Source organism: Variovorax sp. GW821-FHT09B05 (assembly GCF_059418265.1).
Window position 1 is genome coordinate 986231 of sequence record NZ_JBWKPN010000001.1, and the last position, 16707, is coordinate 1002937.

Annotated in this window: 15 protein-coding genes; 9 read left to right on the forward strand and 6 right to left on the reverse strand. The window is 69.6% G+C overall.

Features of this window, described 5'->3' with window-relative positions; all coding sequences use genetic code 11:
• Window positions 1-5: 5 nt before the first annotated feature.
• On the forward strand, window positions 6-365 hold the full coding sequence (locus AC07RM_RS04280; RefSeq protein ID WP_495333262.1) for a nuclear transport factor 2 family protein: 360 nt from the start codon (window positions 6-8) through the stop codon (window positions 363-365).
• Window positions 362-1228 (forward strand): alpha/beta fold hydrolase, encoded by an 867-nt coding sequence (locus AC07RM_RS04285; protein ID WP_495333264.1) that lies wholly within the window; start codon window positions 362-364, stop codon window positions 1226-1228. Before AC07RM_RS04280 ends, AC07RM_RS04285 begins: the two co-directional genes overlap by 4 nt.
• A 6-nt stretch (window positions 1229-1234) precedes the next feature.
• Here AC07RM_RS04285 and AC07RM_RS04290 read toward each other — a convergent pair whose 3' ends face one another.
• Together AC07RM_RS04290 and AC07RM_RS04295 are read right to left on the reverse strand one after the other, a co-directional pair.
• Window positions 1235-2314, reverse strand: coding sequence for an ABC transporter substrate-binding protein (locus AC07RM_RS04290; protein ID WP_495333266.1), 1080 nt, complete (start codon window positions 2312-2314; stop codon window positions 1235-1237).
• 7 nt (window positions 2315-2321) lie between these two features.
• Window positions 2322-3197 (reverse strand): DMT family transporter, encoded by an 876-nt coding sequence (locus AC07RM_RS04295; protein WP_296786395.1) that lies wholly within the window; start codon window positions 3195-3197, stop codon window positions 2322-2324.
• Window positions 3198-3306: 109 nt separating this feature from the next.
• On the opposite strand from AC07RM_RS04295, the gene AC07RM_RS04300 reads away from it, so the two are divergent.
• Entirely contained in the window at window positions 3307-4749 is a 1443-nt protein-coding gene (locus AC07RM_RS04300) for an aminotransferase-like domain-containing protein (protein ID WP_495333268.1), read from the forward strand.
• A gap of 41 nt (window positions 4750-4790) precedes the next feature.
• On the forward strand, window positions 4791-7172 hold the full coding sequence (locus AC07RM_RS04305; protein ID WP_495333270.1) for a DNA polymerase II: 2382 nt from the start codon (window positions 4791-4793) through the stop codon (window positions 7170-7172).
• Between the two features lie 3 nt (window positions 7173-7175).
• On the opposite strand, the gene AC07RM_RS04310 is transcribed toward AC07RM_RS04305, so the two are convergent.
• The gene (locus tag AC07RM_RS04310) at window positions 7176-7991 is read right to left on the reverse strand and encodes a crotonase/enoyl-CoA hydratase family protein (RefSeq protein WP_495333271.1); all 816 of its coding nucleotides are present in this window, start codon (window positions 7989-7991) and stop codon (window positions 7176-7178) included.
• 69 nt (window positions 7992-8060) lie between these two features.
• Here AC07RM_RS04310 and AC07RM_RS04315 point away from each other — a divergent pair, with 69 nt between their 5' ends.
• Window positions 8061-8768 carry a Crp/Fnr family transcriptional regulator gene (locus tag AC07RM_RS04315; protein WP_495333272.1) on the forward strand — a complete coding sequence of 236 codons (708 nt, stop codon included), beginning with the start codon at window positions 8061-8063 and terminating at the stop codon, window positions 8766-8768.
• 24 nt (window positions 8769-8792) lie between these two features.
• On the opposite strand, the gene AC07RM_RS04320 is transcribed toward AC07RM_RS04315, so the two are convergent.
• From AC07RM_RS04320 to AC07RM_RS04330, 3 genes are all read right to left on the reverse strand, one after another.
• Entirely contained in the window at window positions 8793-9881 is a 1089-nt protein-coding gene (locus AC07RM_RS04320; RefSeq protein ID WP_495333273.1) for a M14 family metallopeptidase, read from the reverse strand.
• Complete coding sequence (locus tag AC07RM_RS04325) at window positions 9878-11236, reverse strand: MFS transporter (protein WP_495333274.1); 1359 nt, start codon at window positions 11234-11236, stop codon at window positions 9878-9880. The genes AC07RM_RS04320 and AC07RM_RS04325 overlap by 4 nt, the downstream gene beginning before the upstream one ends.
• 78 nt (window positions 11237-11314) lie before the next feature.
• Window positions 11315-12223 carry a LysR family transcriptional regulator gene (locus AC07RM_RS04330; protein WP_495333275.1) on the reverse strand — a complete coding sequence of 303 codons (909 nt, stop codon included), beginning with the start codon at window positions 12221-12223 and terminating at the stop codon, window positions 11315-11317.
• A gap of 144 nt (window positions 12224-12367) precedes the next feature.
• Between AC07RM_RS04330 and AC07RM_RS04335 the strand changes: the two genes are divergently transcribed.
• The 4 genes from AC07RM_RS04335 to AC07RM_RS04350 all read left to right on the forward strand — a co-directional run bounded on the left by AC07RM_RS04335 (window position 12368) and on the right by AC07RM_RS04350 (window position 16706).
• Window positions 12368-13327 carry a hypothetical protein gene (locus AC07RM_RS04335; protein WP_495333277.1) on the forward strand — a complete coding sequence of 320 codons (960 nt, stop codon included), beginning with the start codon at window positions 12368-12370 and terminating at the stop codon, window positions 13325-13327.
• Window positions 13328-13655: 328 nt separating this feature from the next.
• Window positions 13656-14360 carry a TetR/AcrR family transcriptional regulator gene (locus tag AC07RM_RS04340; protein ID WP_177239423.1) on the forward strand — a complete coding sequence of 235 codons (705 nt, stop codon included), beginning with the start codon at window positions 13656-13658 and terminating at the stop codon, window positions 14358-14360.
• Window positions 14361-14416: 56 nt separating this feature from the next.
• On the forward strand, window positions 14417-15415 hold the full coding sequence (locus AC07RM_RS04345) for a tripartite tricarboxylate transporter substrate binding protein (protein ID WP_495333279.1): 999 nt from the start codon (window positions 14417-14419) through the stop codon (window positions 15413-15415).
• A 55-nt stretch (window positions 15416-15470) separates the two neighbouring features.
• The gene (locus tag AC07RM_RS04350; RefSeq protein WP_495333281.1) at window positions 15471-16706 is read left to right on the forward strand and encodes a thiolase family protein; all 1236 of its coding nucleotides are present in this window, start codon (window positions 15471-15473) and stop codon (window positions 16704-16706) included.
• The last annotated feature ends 1 nt before the right edge of the window (window position 16707 follow it).

A 16707-nucleotide genomic window follows, 5' to 3' on the forward strand; every position in this document is an offset into this window, starting at 1 on the left:
TCCGGATGTCACAGACGAACAAGGCCACCCTCGAGAAGGCCAACGCGGCCATCGTCGAAGGAGATTACGAAGGTTTTCTGAGTGCCTGCACCGAAGACACGAAGTGGACCTTCGTCGGCGAGCAAACGCTCGACGGCAAGGAAGCCGTTCGCCAATGGATGGCCCAGACGTACAAGGAGCCGCCGAAGTTCGACGTGCATCGGCTGGTCGCCGAGGGCGACATCGTGGCGGCCATCGGCGAGATCACGCTGAAGGACGAGGCGGGCAAGGCGACCCATCACAGCTACTGCGATGTCTGGCGCTTTCGCGACGGAAAGCTGGCCGAGCTGCATGCCTTCGTGGTCGAGACGGGAAGCACCGCATGACCTCCGCCGTTCGACACCGCCGCATCCAGGTCGGCAAGGTGGACACCTTCTACCGCGAAGCCGGTCCGCCCGATGCGCCGGCCGTGCTGCTGCCGCATGGCTACCCGTGCTCGTCCTACGAGTTCCGCAACCTGATGCCGCTTCTCGGGGACCGCTGGCGGCTCGTCGCGCCCGACTATCCGGGCGCGGGGTACAGCGCCACGCCCGAGGACTTCGACTACAGCTTCGATGGCTATGCGGCCTTCCTCGACCGCTTCGTGAAGACGCTGGGCCTGTCGCGCTTCGCGCTCTACCTGCACGACTTCGGATCGCCGATCGGCGCGCGGCTGGCCATCATGGCGCCCGAGCGCATCGCGGCGCAGATCATCCAGAACGGCGACATCCCCTACGAGGATGCGCTGGGCCCGAAGTACGCGGAGATCGAAGAGACCTGGACCTTGCCCGAGTCCGAGATGCGCGCCCAACTGGCGAAGGCCATCGACGAGAAGACCTTCAAGGAGGAGTTCCTCAATGCACTGGACGACGAGCGCGCCGACCGGATTCCGCCGGACCTGTGGAAGCTGCACTGGTCGCTGGTCACGCCGAAACGCAAGGAGGTTGCGATCGACCTGATCGCGGGCCTCAAGCAGAACCGCGCGTGGTTTCCGGCGCATCGCCAGTACCTAGCGACCCACAAGCCGCCGACGCTGATCGTCTGGGGGCCGCACGATCACTACATGCCCGAGAAATCGGCGCGCGCCTATCTGCGCGACCTGCCGCAGGCCGAACTGCATCTGCTCGATGGCGGGCACTGGCTGCTCGAGACGCATCTCGACGAGGTATCGGGCCTGATGCGCGACTTTCTCGGCAGGGTGCACGCCTGAGCCAGATCAGGCGCTGGCGTGGAGCACCTTGAAGCGATCGAGCTTCGAGGGATCGCGCTCGACGACCTGGACCTGCGGCCAGGCCCACTGCAGGACATCGATGCCCGGCACGCGCGAGAACCGAAGCGGGCCGCGGCTGCTTTCGAAGATCCTTTGAACCCAGGCCTCGGCGATGCCCTCGCGCCGCGCACTATGCGATCGCATCGCCTCGGCGAGCACGGCGATCGTGTCGTAGCCCTCGAAGGCGACGAACGAAGGCGCCACGCCCAGTCGCTCGCGCAATGCCGCTTCGATGCGCGTGGCTGACGCACCGAGGTGCTCGGGCAGATAGCGAAGGAACGGAATCGCCGCGCCATTCACGCCCAGAGCCGCCATCCATTCGGCGAACTCGGGCTGCCCGGCCGGCGCGCCGATCCGCATGCCGGCAAGGCGCGGGTCATGGCGCACGGCCTTGACGATGGGCACGGCCGGCTCGGGATGGCCGGCCAGCATCAGGACGGCCGTCGCGCGCTGCTCGAACAGCTGGTCGCACAGTGCCGCGGGCGACAGCGCGCGCGCATCGAGCTCGATCAACACGCCGCCGCGCGCGACCAGGTGCTCGCGCAGGATGCCCGTGCCCGCCGCCCAGTAGACGCTGGCATCGGCCGCGACCGCGATGCGGCGATGGCCTTCGCCGAGCAGGAAGTCCGCATAGATCCGCCAGCCATGCGACTGCGCCGGCGCCAGCCGCGCCACCCAGGGCGTCGGCTGTTCGCACAGCGCATCGAGCACCGCCGATGCGCAGAGGAACGGCAGGCCGAGCGCATGCGCGCGTGCGGCGGCAGCGCGGGCGACCACGCTGTGGTACTCGCCCGCCAGCGCCACCACGCCGAGGCGGGCCAGTTCGGTCACCGCGGCCACGGCTTTGTTCGGGTCGGCCGCCGTGTCCCTCACCACCAGTCGAAGCGGCTTGCCCGCGATCCCGCCTGCCTCATTGATCTCGAGGGCGGCCAATTCCATGCCCGCGAGCAGATGCTCGCCCGCCTCGACCCAGCCCGGCCGGCTCAGCGGCGCGAGCGCGCCGATCTCGATCGCGGAAGAACTCATCGGCCGCTCAGGCGAAACGCTTGGCGCCCGCCACGCAGAACACCACGACCACGGTCGAGGCGATCATGGTCCAGGCCACGGGCTCGCCCAGCAGCATCCCGGCCAGCAGCAGGCCGAAGAAGGGCTGCAGCAATTGCAGTTGCCCCACGCCCGCGATGCCGCCAAGCGCCAGGCCGCGGTACCAGAAGACGAAGCCGATCATCATGCTGAAGACCGACACGTAGGCGAGGCCGGCCCAGGCCGGGGCGCCGATGCGGTCCCAGGCATGCGGCAGGGTGAACAGCGCGATGGCGGCCATGAGCGGCAGCGACAGCAGCAACGCCCAGCAGATCACCTGCCAGCCGCCGAGGCGGCGCGAGAGCGTGGCGCCTTCGGCATAGCCGAGTCCGCACACCACGATGGCCGCGATCATCAGCAGGTCGCCCTGCAGGCTGCCGCCGCGGCTGCCGTGCAGCGCGAAGCCGGCCACCACCGCGGCGCCGACGATCGAGAACAGCCAGAAGGCGGGCCTGGGCCGCTCGCCGCCGCGCAGCACGCCGAAGATCGCGGTTGACAGCGGCAGCAACCCGACGAAGACCACCGAATGCGCGGCATCGATGTGCTGCAGCGCGAGCGCGGTCAGCAGCGGGAAGCCGACGACCACGCCGATCGCCACCAAGGTCAGCGGCACGAGATCGGCCCGCTTGGGCCGCGCCTCGCGCAGCGCGAACAGGAACACCGCGCCCAGCAAGGCTGCGATCACCGCGCGCGCGCCCGTCAGGAACAACGGCGAGAAATCGGCCACGGCCACGCGCGTGGCGGGCAGCGAGCCGCTGAAGATGAGCACGCCCAGCAGGCCGCTGCCCCAGCCGGCGGAATGTCGTCGAGAACCTTCGCTTGTCATCCGCCCAGCGTAGCGGGGCAGCGCACTGGCGGGAAGGCACAGAGGCATACAATTTCCGCAAACTGTATGGCTCATCCCGGCCACACAGTCACCCGGGAAGGCGACGAGGATGAGCGGTGTGAAGGCAACGATGCGGACCGATGCGCTGATGGAGGCGGTGCGCGCCAAGATCGCGAACCGCGCCCTGGTGGAAGGCGATCGCCTGCCCTCGGTGCGCAGCTTCGCCGAGACCATGGGCGTCTCTCCCTCCACCGTGGTCGAGGCTTATGACCGCCTCGAGGCCGAGGGCGTGATCCGCGCGCGCCGCGGCTCGGGCTTCTACGTGACCGGCGCCAACCTGCCGCCGATGGCGCTGGCCGAGATGGGCGCGCCGCGCGAGCGCGACGTCGATCCCTTCTGGGTCTCGCGCCAGTCGCTGGATGCCGATGGCTCCTTCCTCATGCCGGGCTGCGGCTGGCTGCCGGCCGACTGGATGCCGCACGCGGCCCTGCGCAAGGGCCTGCGCGCACTGAGCCGCGCCGACGACGCATTGCTGGCCGACTACGGCAGCACGCGCGGCGCGCTCGCGCTGCGCCGCCTGCTGCTGGCACGCCTGGCCGACGAGGGCATCGCCGCGACGCCCGAACAGCTGCTGCTGACCACCTCGGGCACGCAGGCCATCGACCTGATCTGCCGCCTGCTGCTGCGGCCCGGCGACACGGTGCTGGTGGACGACCCCTGCTACTTCAACTTCCAGGCGCTGCTGCGCGCCCACCAGGCGAAAATCGTCGGCGTGCCGTTCACGCCCACCGGCCCCGACGTCGCGGCCTTCACGCGGGCACTGGCGCAGAACCCGCGGCTCTACATCACCAACTCGGCGCTGCACAACCCCACCGGCGCCACGATCTCGCCGCAGACCGCGCACCGCGTGCTCGGCGCGGCCGCGGCGCAGGGCATGACGATCGTCGAGGACGAGGTCTTCGCCGACTTCGAGCCCTCGCCCTCGCCGCGGCTCGCGGTGCTCGACGGCCTGCAGCGCGTGATCCGCATCGGCAGCTTCTCCAAGACGCTCTCGGCCTCGGTGCGCTGCGGCTACATCGCCGCGCGCCGCGACTGGATCGACGGACTGGTCGACCTGCAGGTGGCGACCCAGTTCGGCGGCCCGAGCCCGGTGGCCACCGAACTGATCGCGGGCGTGCTGGCCGGCGGCAGCTACCGCAAGCACATGGACGAGGTGCGCCAGCGCCTCACGCGCGCGCGCAAGGAGGCCACCGATCGCCTGGCCGCGCTGGGGATCGCGCCCTGGCTCGCGCCGCGCGGCGGCTTCTACCTCTGGTGCCGGCTGCCCGATGGCCTCGACTCCGCGGTGCTGGCGCGGCGCTGCATGGAACAGAAGGTCGTGCTCGCGCCCGGCAATGTCTTCAGCGTCTCGCAGACGGCCGGCGCGTTCGTGCGCTTCAATGTCGCGCAGCTCGGCGACCGGCGCGTGTTCGGCCTCCTCAAGGAGGCCATGAAGGACAGCATGCCGCCGCGCCATGCGACGGCCAGGCGCAAGCAAAGCGCGGCCCTGTGAAAATCCATCACGCTCCCGCTCCACCCGATCTCCAGCCGCCCGTGCCGTCCACCGAACTCCAGGGCTTCATCCTCACCCGGCGCTGGCGCGATGCGCCCGGCGGCACCGAGATCGAGTTCTGGCTCGCCACCGACGCGGGCCCGCGCAAGGTGCTGCTCAACGCGCAGACCTCGGTCGCCTTCGTCGCGGCGAAGCACAGGCAGGCGGTGGAGTCGCACGCCCCGGAGCTGCCGGGCCTGCAGCTGCGCGAACTCGCGCTCAAGACCTTCGGCCAGGAGCCGGTCGTCGGCGTCTACGTCACGCATTTCCGCCAGCTCAAGCGGCTGGTGCGACTGCTCGAGGCGAAGAACATTCCACTGCTCGAGGCCGACATCCGGCCGCACGACCGCTACCTGATGGAGCGCTTCATCACGGCGGGCGCGCTCGTGGAAGGCGGCCGGCCCGACGGCACCGCCATCGTCGATCCGAGGCTCAAGCCCGCGCCCGCCTACCGGCCGCGGCTCAAGGTGGTGTCGCTCGACATCGAGACCAGCCAGCACGAGGAGCTCTACTCGATCGCGCTCGACGGCACGGGCGAGCGCGTGGTCTACATGCTGGGCGAGCCGCCCGCGCAGGCGGCGAGCGAGCCGCTGGGCTTCTCGCTCGTCTACTGCGCCAGCCGCAAGGCGATGATCGAGCGCCTCAACGACTGGTTCGCGCACAACGACCCCGACGTCATCGTCGGCTGGAGCGTGATCCAGTTCGACCTGCGCGTGCTGCAGAAGACGGCCGACACCGCCGGCACGCCGCTGCTGCCGGGCCGCGAACGCCGGCCCTTCGAATGGCGCACGCATCCGGGCAAGCAGGGCTACCTGTTCGCGACCACCGCGGGCCGCGTGATCATCGACGGCATCGAGGCACTGCGCTCCGGCATGTGGAGCTTTCCGTCGTTCAGCCTCGAGTCGGTGTCGCAGGCCTTGCTCGGCGAAGGCAAGGCCATCGGCGACGAGTACGACAAGATGGCCGAGATCGAGCGCCGCTACCAGCAGGACAAGCCGGCGCTCGCCACCTACAACATCCGCGACTGCGAGCTGGTGCTGCGCATCTTCGAGAAGACGAAGCTGCTGAGCTTCGTGCTGGAGCGCGCCCAGACCACGGGCCTGCAGGCCGACCACTTCGGCGGCTCCATCGCCGCGTTCAGCCACCACTACCTGCCGCGCATGCACCGGCTGGGCTACGTGGCGCCCAACGTCGGCGAGATCCTCAGCAAGGCCTACCCGGGCGGCTACGTGATGGACTCCAAGCCCGGCTTCTACGACTCGGTCGTGGTGCTCGACTACAAGAGCCTCTATCCATCGATCATCCGCACCTTCCTCGTCGACCCCGTGGGGCTGGTGGAAGGCACGCGCGCGCAAGACCCGGCCGCGGGCGTGAAGGGCCCGAACGGCACCCTGTTCTCGCGCGACAGGCACTGCCTGCCCGAGATCGTCAGCACCTTCTGGCATGCGCGCGACGAGGCCAAGCGCGCGAAGAACGAGCCGCTGTCGCAGGCGCTGAAGCTGCTCATGAACTCCTTCGCGGGCGTGCTGGGCGCGTCCGACTGCCGCTTCTTCAACCCCGACCTGGTGTCCGCCATCACGCTGCGCGGCCACGAGATGATGCGGCTCACGCGCGACTTCGTGGAGGAGCGCGGCTACGAGGTCATCTACGGCGACACCGACTCCATCTTCATCTGGCTCAAGCGCGCGCATTCCAGCGAGGACGCGCACGCCATCGCGGCGGCGCTCACCACCGAGATCAATGCCTGGTGGACCCGCACCCTGCACGACGAACAGGGGCTGCGCAACTTCCTCGAGATCGAGTTCGACACCCACTACAAGAAGTTCTTCATGCCCACCATCCGAGGCTCGGAGATCGGCAGCAAGAAGCGCTATGCGGGCCTGAGCGTGGATGCGAAGGGCCAGGAGGAGATGGTCTATCGCGGACTCGAGATGGCGCGCAGCGACTGGACGCCGCTGGCGCGCCAGTTCCAGGAAGGACTGCTGTCGCGCATCTTCCACGACGAGCCCTACCGCGACTTCGTCACCGACTACGCGCGCTCGATGCTGGCGGGCGCCAAGGACGAGCTGCTGATCTACCGCAAGCGCCTGCGCCATCGGCTCGACGACTACCAGGTCAACGTGCCGCCGCAGGTGCGCGCGGCGCGCATCGCCGATGCGTTCAACGACCGAGCCCAGCGGCCGCGCCAGTACCAGAACGGCGGCTGGATCCAGTACGTGATGACGCGCAACGGGCCCGAGCCGCTGGAAGCGCGCCAGTCGCGCATCGACTACGAGCACTACCTCGCGAAGCAGCTGCGGCCGATCGCGGACGCGATCCTGCAGCCGATGGGCGAGAGCTTCTCGGCGCTGACCTCCTCGCAGTCGCGCCTGTTCGAGGAGTAAAGATCAGATGCGGCCGAAGTCGCCGCCGCGCCCCAGTCCCGATGCAAAGCGGCCCGCGCCATCGGCGCCTTCCTGATGATGTGCCTCCACGCCGTTGGCCCACTCCACGCGCATCGCATCGCGCAGCGGCAGCCCGTGGCTCTCGTGGACCGTGCGGCGATCGGCCCGCACGGCGGCCTGCGGAAAGCGCGCGATCTCCCTGGCCATCGCCTCGGCCGCCTGCCGCGCCTCGCCATGCGGCACCAGCTGTTCGCACATGCCGATGCGCAGCGCCTCCTCGGCCGGCACCTTGCGGCCGGTGAGGATGATCTCCATCGCGCGGCCCTGGCCCACCAGCCGCGGCAGGCGCACCGCGCCGCCATCGAGCAGGGGAATGCCCCAGCGGCGGCAGTACACGCCGAAGTAAGCGCTCTCGGCCATCACGCGGATGTCGCACCACAGCGCGAGCTCCATGCCGCCCGCCACCGCGGGGCCTTCCACCGCCGCGATCACGGGCTTCGACAGCTCCAGCCGCGTCGGCCCCAGCGGGCCCCGCGGCGCCGCGTTGGCACCCATCGGAAACGCCAGGCCGCGCACGATGTCCTGGTCGAAGCGCTCGCGGTCCGCCAGCGTGCTCGCGTACTTGAGGTCCCACCCGGCGCAGAAGGCGCCGCCCTCGCCCCACAGCACCGCGACGCGCGCCTGCGGATCGCGGTCGAAGGCCTGCAACTGCTCGACCAGCGCGTCGGCGCTGTCCGGGTCCATCGCGTTGCGCGCTGCGTCGAAGCGGCTGTGGATCACGGTCCACACCGCACCATCCTTCTCGGTTCTCACGGTCATTGGCGTCTCCTGTTGAAGTGCTTACTATCGTGAAGACACGCGCATCGCGCTGTCGTTGCAACGACATCCATGAAGTCCGCCACACCGCCCACCGCCCTGCTCGACCGCACCGCCTGGTTCGCCACGCTGGAGCCGGCGCAGCAGGCGCTGGTGCGCGCCACCCTGGTCGAGAAGGAGGCCGCGATCGGCGAATGCGTGGCCAGGGTGGGCGAGGCCGCCGCGCACTGGATCGGCGTGGACAGCGGCTTCCTGCAGATGTCCGTGACCGCCGCCGATGGCAGCGAGACCACGCTGCATTTCCTGCGCGAGGGCGAGTGGGGCGGCGAAGGCTCGATGCTCAAGCGCGAGCAGCGGCGCTATGACGTGATCGCGGTGCGCGCAAGCCGCGTCTGCCTGCTGCCCGCACCCACCTTCGAACTGCTGCTCGCGCAGAGCGTGCCGTTCAACAACTTCCTGCTCAACAACCTCAACCAGCGCATGGGCACGGTCACGGCCTTGCTCGAAGCCTCGCGCATGCTGGCGCCCGACATGCGCGTCGCGCGCTGCCTGTCGCTGCTGGCCCAGGGCGACGACGGCGACGCGCTGGCCCTGCCGCAGCACCAGCTCGCCAACCTGTGCGGGCTGTCGCGCCAGCGGACCAACATGGCGCTGCGCGCGCTGAGGGCCGACGGGCTGGTGCAGCTCGACGGACCCCGGATCAGGATCGTGGACTTCGCCGGATTGGCGAGCCATGGCGCGAAGGCCGGCGGCCGCAGGAAAAGCGGGCGCGCCACCTAGCCAGCCGGCGCGCCGCGCACCCGGTCACGCCGAAGCGCCGAGCCCGCACAAGGCCTGCACGACCGCTGTGCGCGCCTGGCCGAAGACCATGCCCTGCCAATCGGCATTGTCGACGTAGAAGCAGGCCTTCAGTTCCTGCCCGGCCTCGGCCTTGAGCCGTGGCGCGACGGGCGGCTCGGCCCGCCAGCAGAAGTGGTCGGCGCGCAGCGCATCGATCATCCGCAGCAACGGCACGGTGCCGAACTCGAGCGCGATCGTGGTGCCCAGTGCATCGGGACATTCCTCCGCGAGGATCGTCACCATCGGGCCGTTGATCTCGTACATCACCGAGTCGTCGCGCTCGGTCGAGATGACATCGGCGCCCCACCAGGTCCGGGCCCGGTCGATCTCGCCGCGCCTGCCGATGAAGACCTTCTCGCAGTGGCCCCGCGGGCCGAGCCCGGTGTGAAGATCGATCCAGCCCACCTGCTTCGCCGCGGCGCCCTCTTGCCGAAGAACCTGCCGGATCGTCCTGTTGCTCCAGGTCGCGCGGCTGCCGCCGTAGAACATTCCCGTGGGCGAGTCGTACTGTCCCTGGAACACGGACTGCCCATAGGCCTCGACGCCGTGCGCGCCGATCCAGGCATCGAGCCGCGCGGCCTCTTCGGGGCCCGGAGGCCATACGGGCGGAAGCAGCAGGGGCTCCAGCTCGGCATAGCCGTGGTTCGGCGAACGCGCCTCCTCGAAGCGCACGAAATTGCGGTTCACGTCCACGTTGTCTTCGTTGACGCGGCGCAGGTGCGAGAAGCCGAAGGGATTGACCGCATGCACGAACAGCAGGCCGACGCCCATGCGCCCGGCCGTGGTCAGCAGCGGCTCGTCCACGAGCATCGCCGACTGGCAGCCCGAACCGCAGAAGCCCTCGACGCCGTGGATCGCGGAGGTCAGGACCAGCAGCTTGTCGGCACGCGGATCGCCGACCCGCACGACGTCCATCGCGAGTTCCTCGCCCTGCGCGCCGCGCACGCCTTCGATCGCATGCGAGGCCACCGCGAGCCCCGCCGAATCCGCGCTCGCGAGAAAGCGCTCGCGTGCAGCGGCATAGTTCGCCGCGAAATGGCTCGTGGGTTTCATTCGAAGCTCCTCACGGGCATCACGGCGCGAGCACGGGGCGATGCTTCCCTCGGGCTCTCCGCATCGAGGTCCTCGCCGGTGCGATCCACGAGCCAGGGCATGACGAGGGTCGAGACCACGGTCACGGCCACCAGGTACCAGGCGGGCGCCAGCTTGTCGCCAGTCTCATGCACCAGCCAGGTCAGCACGAAGGGCGAGAAGCCGCTGAAGACCGCGACCACCACGCTGTAGACGGTCGACAGGCCGCTGGCGCGCACATGCTTCGGAAAGATCTCGGTGAGCATCACCAGCAGCGCGGGAAACTGCGACGTCAGGCACACGCTGAGCAGCCCGACGACCACATACAGGCGCCCCGGCGAGGGCGCGGCGAGCAGCCAGTGGAAGCACGGGAACACCAGCAGCAGCAACACCACGCGCGACCAGAAGATCACGGGCTTGCGCCGCAACCAGTCGGCCAGCAGGCCCGACAGCGGCGCGACGAGCAGGTTCACGATGCCGAACACCACGCCGGCCCAGATGCCGACCTGCACCGGCAGCCCGAGCTCCCGGGCCGCGTAGGTGGGCATGTAGAACGCGACCACGTAGATGCCGACCGTGCACGCGAGGAACAGCAGGCTGGCCTGGATCAGTTCCTTCCAGTGGTGGCGCAGCAGCAGTCCGATCTTGCCGCCCGTTTCGCCCGAAGCCGATGGCGTCAGCGCATCGACATGCGTCTCGTGCAGGCGCGTGCGGATGTACATGCCCACCGGCGCGATCAGGATGCCGAGCACGAAGGGCAGCCGCCAGCCCCAGCTCTCGAGATCGGCCGGCGCCAGCACCGAGATCACGGTGCTCGAGACGAGCGCGCCGAACATCACGCCCAGGCCCTGGCTCGCGACCTGCCAGCTGGCCATGAAGGCGCGCTCGTTGCGGCCCGCGTACTCGACCAGCATGGCCGTCGATGCACCGACCTCGCCGCCCGCCGAGAAGCCCTGGATCAGCCGCGCCAGCACGATGATCGCCGGCGCCGCCAGCCCGATCTGCGCGGGCGTCGGTGCCGCCGCGATCATGGCGCAGCCCAGCGCCATGAGCCCGATGGTCAGCCCCATCGCCTTCTTGCGGCCATGGCGGTCGGCATAGGCACCGATCACCACGCCGCCCAGCGGCCGCGCGAGGAAGCCGACGCCGAAGCTGGCCACCGCCAGCAGCAGCTGCGCGTAGGGACTCAGGGAGGGGAAGAAGATCCGGCCGATGATGCTCGTCATGAAGCCGTAGACGGTGAAGTCGTAGAACTCCAGCGCGTTGCCGACCGTGATCGCCGTCACCGCCTTGCGCTTCGATAGCGGTGGCGCGACGCCACTTGTCTGGGTACCCATCGTTGTCTCCTGGCCTTGCCTTTTGTTGCGATGGCGGATGCTAGGAGCAGCGATCCGCGGCCGGAAGACAAGCACTCTTCAGGGGTGATAGGCGTTGCCTTTCATCGCCGCTTCATGGCGCAGGCAATCGAGGAAGTTCTGCGCCGCCGGGCTCAGCACCGATCCGGGCCGCGAGATCACGCTGACGTCGAGCGCCGCGAGCGGGTCGCACAGCGGGACCTTCACCAGGCCGTAGTGCGGAAACTCCTCGCGGGTCATCGTGTCGACGAACACCCCGACCAGGTCGCTCGCGCCCACGAGCTTCAGGCCGATCGCCGTCGAGGTGCAGCGCACCACCTGCGTCGGTGGCGCGATGCGCTTCTGCGCGAACAGCTGGCGCACCAACTCGGGCGCGCTCTCGTCGTCGTAGGGCAGCAGCCATTCCCACTCGGCGAAGCGGTCCGTGTCCGCCGCGTCGAGGATCGGATGGCCCTCGCGCGCCACCGCCACCATGGCCGTGCGGAACAGGCGCTTGACCTCCCAGTCGGCCAGCGAGCCGGGCAGCATGTGCGCGACCATGAAGTCCACCGTTCCGTCGAGGATGCGCGGCAGCGTGTGCGGGATCGAGGCTTCGTTGAAGCGGACCTCGACATGGGGGAAGCGCGCGCGGAACGCCGCGAAGGCCTTCGGCAGGATCTCGAAGGCGACGGCCGTGGAGATCGCGATCGAGATCAGGCCCGAGCTGCCGTCGCGGATCTCCTCGATCTCCGCCACCGCGCGCTCCATCTCGCGCTGGATCACGCTGGCCCGGCGCACCAGCGAGCGGCCGTACACGGTGAGCTCGACACCGGCCGTGCCGCGCTGCAACAGCGGTGCATCGACCGACAGCTCGAGCTCGCGCATCGCCTGGGTCACGGCCGGCTGCGACATGCCGAGCGCGCGCGCCGCGGCTCGGATGCTCCCATGCTCGGCGACGCTGAGGAACGAGCGGAGTTGACTCAGTTTCATGGCGGTCGGGCTCGATGGATCGGGGTTTTGCAGTGTACGTACGGCGGTCGCGACGGGATCGTTGCCTACCCGCTCGCGCGCCGGGAACCGACTGCAACGGGTCGCGCGAAGTCCAGAGTCGATGCTCTACAACAAGGAGCAGCCATGGCCCAGTACGGCATCAATTCACCGGTCGACGTCATCGAAGGGCCACGCGGCGAAAGCGGCGTTTCCTGGGGCGCGATCTTCGCGGGCGCCGCAGGCGCGGCCTCGCTGTCGCTGGTCCTGCTGCTGCTCGGCACGGGCCTCGGGATGTCCGCGGTGAGCCCCTGGGCCAGCCGCGGCGCGAGCGCGGGCGCGATCGGCATCGCGACCATCCTCTGGCTCAGCTTCACGCAACTCGCCGCCTCGGGACTGGGCGGCTATCTGGCGGGCCGGCTGCGCACCAAGTGGGCCGGCATCCATACCGGCGAGGTCTACTTTCGCGACACGGCCCATGGCTTTCTCGCCTGGGCCGTCGCGACGCTGCTCACGGCCGCGCTGTTGAGCTCCGCCGTGGGCTCGGTGCTCGGCGCGGGTGCGCAGGCCAGTGCCACGGTGGCCGGCGGTGCGGCGAGTGCCGCCACGGTTGCTGGCGCGGCGGGCGCCGGTTCCGCGGCATCGCAGTCCGGCTCGGACAGCGGCGCGGGCCCGATGAGCTACTTCGTCGATTCGCTGTTCCGTCAGGACGCCGGTGCCACGCCGCCGCCCGCCGGCGATGCCGGCACCCTCGCGGTGTCGCCGCCGCCCATGCGCGACACGGCCGGCGCGAACGCCGAGGTGACACGCATCTTCCTCAACAGCATCCGCACCGGCGCGCTGCCGCCCGAGGACAGCAAGTACGTCGGCCAGGTGGTCGCGCAGCGCACCGGCATGAGCCAGCAGGACGCCGAGAAGCGCGTGAACGAGGTCTATGCCAAGGCGCAGGCCGCGCTGCGCGACGTGCAGGCCAAGGCCAAGGAAGCGGCCGACACGGCCCGCAAGGCCTCGGCCTATGCCGCGATGTGGCTCGTGGTCTCGCTGCTCATCGGCGCCTTCTTCGCGAGTCTCGCCGCCACCTACGGCGGCCGTCGCCGCGATCTCTGAACCCACTTCCACCACTTCGAGGAGACCTCTCATGCGCTCGCTTCTGCTTCTGTTTCTCGGCGTGCCGATCCCGGTGATCATCCTGATCGCGCTGTTCTTCCACTAGGCATCTTCGCGTCGCTCCGCGCAAGGGGCGACGCCTTATCGATTCGATGCCGCGTGCGCGCATTCGCACATGCGCCGCGCCCCGGCCCGCCAAGGTGATGACCTTCGCGGGCCTTCTTCATGGGAGGTCCGGCCCACGCGAAGGCCCCGGGTTTTCCCTTGAACGAGCCAGTGGGTAACGATGTTACCTTCGCGGCCGACTTCATCACCCGCGACATCGTCCATGCCCAAGAGCAACGCACCGGCGGCGGCGCCCGAGCCCCTCCCGACCCCTTCCGGAACGCAGAGCATTCCCGCGAACCTGCGCGATCGGCTCTCGCCCGTCGTGATGGAAACCTACGCCGCCGGCGACTTCCATCGCGCCGACATGCGCACCATCGCGCGCGAAGCCGGCATGAGCTTTCGCACCATCTATCGCTACTTCGGCGACAAGGAAGCGCTGCTGTTCTGGTTCATCCAGCACTGGCTCGGCGGCCTCTATCCGGCGGCGCTCAAGCCCTTCGACGACGCGGGCGACCTGAAGTCCAAGCTGCTCGCGGTGCTCACGCTGCACCTCGAGTTCTACGAGAGGAATCCCAACGTCGGGCGCATCATCTTCATGACCGTTCCGCTCGAGCGATGGATGCGCGATCCGAGCTACGCACAGCACGAGATGATGCGGCGCCTGCTCCACGCCATCACCGAAGCGCAGCAGCAAGGCGAACTGCGCTGCGACGTGGACAGCCGGCTCATCCTCGACACCTTCAACGCCATCTTCAACCGGGCCTTCCTGATGTGGGAGTACCGCCGCCGCAGCTATTCGCTCGCGGCGCAGGCCGCCCCGTTGATGTCGATCCTGTGGAACGGCATCACGCCCCACAAGGCGCGCGAGCCCGAAGCGGCGGCGGCAAAAAAGCCGACCGCGCCCCGCAAGAGAACGGCGAAGTGACGCCTCGAAGCGTCCCGCCGCCCGATTTCGCAACAGCCCCCAAGACCGGAGACAACATGACCGACCGAACGCGCACGGACTCGCTGCGCCGCCTCCTCTGCACCGCCACCGCGGCAACGCTCGCCGCCCTCGCCGCGCCCGGCGCGCAGGCACAGCCCGCATCGGCCAAGCCCTTGCGCCTCATCGTCGCGGGCCCCGCCGGCGGCGCCTCCGACATCGTCGCGCGCATGCTCGGCGACGGCCTGCAGAAGGAACTGGGCCAGGCGGTCGTCGTCGATCCGAAGCCGGGCGCGGGCGGCGCGCTCGCGGTCAACGACCTGATGCAGATGCCGCACGACGGCGCCACCGCGCTGGTGGGAATCAGCGGCCTGGTCTCCGAGGTCCCGCACATCGTCAAGCTGCGCATCGACATGGCCAGGGAGATCAAGCCGATCGCCGAGTTCGCGCGCTTCGGCCTGGTGATGGTCGGCCATCCCTCGGTGCCGGCGAAGACGATGGGCGAACTGATCGCCTACATCAAGGCCAACCCGGGCAAGGTCAGCTACGCCTCCTACAGCGCGGGCACGATCGCGCACGTGACCGGCCTGAAGCTCAACCAGGCCGCGGGCCTCGACATGACGCATGTCGGCTACAAGGGATCGATGCCGGGGCTCACGGACGTCATGGGCGGGCATGTGCCGCTGATGATCGACGGCATGTCGACCGCGCTGCCCCTGATCAAGGCGGGCAAGCTCAAGGCCTTCGCGGTCAGCCTGCCGCAGCGCTCGCCGATGCTGCCCGACGTGCCCACCTTCCGCGAACTCGGCTTCCCGGACCTCGAGACCGTCGTCTGGATCGGCGTCTGGACCACGCCCGACGTGCCGGCCGCGGCGCAGGCACGGCTGCGCCAGGCCACCCTGAAGATCCTCGAGCAGCCCGCCGTGCGCGAGCGCCTGCAGGAGATCGGCCTCGCCGTCGGCCAGCCGCGCACCTCGGAGGAGCTGACGAAGACGCTGCGCACCGACTACGACAAGGTCGGCGAGGTGCTGCGCTCGATCAACTTCACGCCCGAATAGACGAGCGCCCAGCCGACCGTCTCCGCGCTCCTTTCCGAACCCGACGCTTCTTCCAATGCAACCCGTCTTCATCGCCGGAACGGGCATGACCCGTTTCGGCAAATTCCTCGACCGTGGACTCAAGTCGCTGGCCGCCGAAGCCATCGGCGAAGCGCTGGCCGATGCCGGCATCGAAGCCTCGCAGCTGCAGGCGGCCTACATGGGCAATGCGGCCGCCGGCGTGATGACCGGCCAGGTGCTGATCCCCGGCCAGGTCGTGCTGCGCGGCCTGGGCATCGGGCGCATCCCGGTCGTCAATGTCGAGAATGCCTGCGCCACCTCGGCCACCGCCTTCCAGCAGGCGGTGCAGATGATCACGCTGCAGGCCTACGACATCGTGCTCGTGGCCGGCTTCGAGAAGCTCTACAGCGAGGACAAGGCCCGCACCTTCTCGGTGTTCCACGGCGCCGTCGACCTCGAGGCGATCGACGAGGTGCTCGCGGGGCTGGCGCGCAACCTCGCGCGCTCCGGCGCCGAGGCGGACATCTCCGAGGCGGGCAGGTCGCGCTCGCTCTTCATGGACCTGTACGCCGGCATGGCGCGCGACTTCATGGCGACGCATGGCGTGACGCAGCGCGACTTCGCCGCGGTGGCGGCAAAGAACTCGTTCCACGGCAGCCTGAATCCGAAGGCGCAGTTCCAGGAGGTGCTGAGCATCGAGCAGGTGCTGGCCGCGCCCTTGATCGTCGACCCGATGACGCGCCCGATGTGCGCGCCGATCGGCGATGGCGCCGCGGCCCTGGTGCTGGTATCCGCGCAGGCGGCGGCGCGGCTGGGGCTGCGCGACCGGGTGCGCGTGCTGTCGTCGGTGCTGGCTTCGGGCTGGGACTACGAGGCCGGCGATCCGGCGCGGCTGGCGCCGACCGTCGCCGCGCAGGCCTACGAGGCCGCGGGCCTCGGGCCGGCCGAGCTCGACGTGGTCGAGCTGCACGATGCCGGCGCCCCGGCCGAATTGATCTACTACGAGCACCTGGGGCTCGCCGCGCCGGGCGAGGCCGTGGCGCTGCTCGACAGCGGCGCCACCCGGCTCGGCGGCCGGGTGCCGGTCAACCCGTCGGGCGGGCTGCTGCGCAAGGGCCATCCGATCGGTGCCTCGGGCTGCGCGCAGCTGGTCGAGCTCAGCGATCAATTGCGCGGCCGCTGCGCGGCACGCCAGGTCCACGGTGCCCGCACCGCGCTCGCCGAGAACGGGGGCGGCTGGATCGGGGAAGACGCCGCGGCCATCGTCGTCAGCGTGCTGCAGAAGGACTGAG

Coding starts and splice junctions, on each gene's coding strand:
- AC07RM_RS04280 (WP_495333262.1), top strand. CDS start 6: ATGTCACAGACGAACAAGGCCACCCTCGAGAAGGCCAACGCGGCCATC.
- AC07RM_RS04285 (WP_495333264.1), top strand. CDS start 362: ATGACCTCCGCCGTTCGACACCGCCGCATCCAGGTCGGCAAGGTGGAC.
- AC07RM_RS04290 (WP_495333266.1), bottom strand. CDS start 2,314: ATGAGTTCTTCCGCGATCGAGATCGGCGCGCTCGCGCCGCTGAGCCGG.
- AC07RM_RS04295 (WP_296786395.1), bottom strand. CDS start 3,197: ATGACAAGCGAAGGTTCTCGACGACATTCCGCCGGCTGGGGCAGCGGC.
- AC07RM_RS04300 (WP_495333268.1), top strand. CDS start 3,307: ATGAGCGGTGTGAAGGCAACGATGCGGACCGATGCGCTGATGGAGGCG.
- AC07RM_RS04310 (WP_495333271.1), bottom strand. CDS start 7,991: ATGACCGTGAGAACCGAGAAGGATGGTGCGGTGTGGACCGTGATCCAC.
- AC07RM_RS04315 (WP_495333272.1), top strand. CDS start 8,061: ATGAAGTCCGCCACACCGCCCACCGCCCTGCTCGACCGCACCGCCTGG.
- AC07RM_RS04320 (WP_495333273.1), bottom strand. CDS start 9,881: ATGAAACCCACGAGCCATTTCGCGGCGAACTATGCCGCTGCACGCGAG.
- AC07RM_RS04325 (WP_495333274.1), bottom strand. CDS start 11,236: ATGGGTACCCAGACAAGTGGCGTCGCGCCACCGCTATCGAAGCGCAAG.
- AC07RM_RS04330 (WP_495333275.1), bottom strand. CDS start 12,223: ATGAAACTGAGTCAACTCCGCTCGTTCCTCAGCGTCGCCGAGCATGGG.
- AC07RM_RS04335 (WP_495333277.1), top strand. CDS start 12,368: ATGGCCCAGTACGGCATCAATTCACCGGTCGACGTCATCGAAGGGCCA.
- AC07RM_RS04340 (WP_177239423.1), top strand. CDS start 13,656: ATGCCCAAGAGCAACGCACCGGCGGCGGCGCCCGAGCCCCTCCCGACC.
- AC07RM_RS04345 (WP_495333279.1), top strand. CDS start 14,417: ATGACCGACCGAACGCGCACGGACTCGCTGCGCCGCCTCCTCTGCACC.
- AC07RM_RS04350 (WP_495333281.1), top strand. CDS start 15,471: ATGCAACCCGTCTTCATCGCCGGAACGGGCATGACCCGTTTCGGCAAA.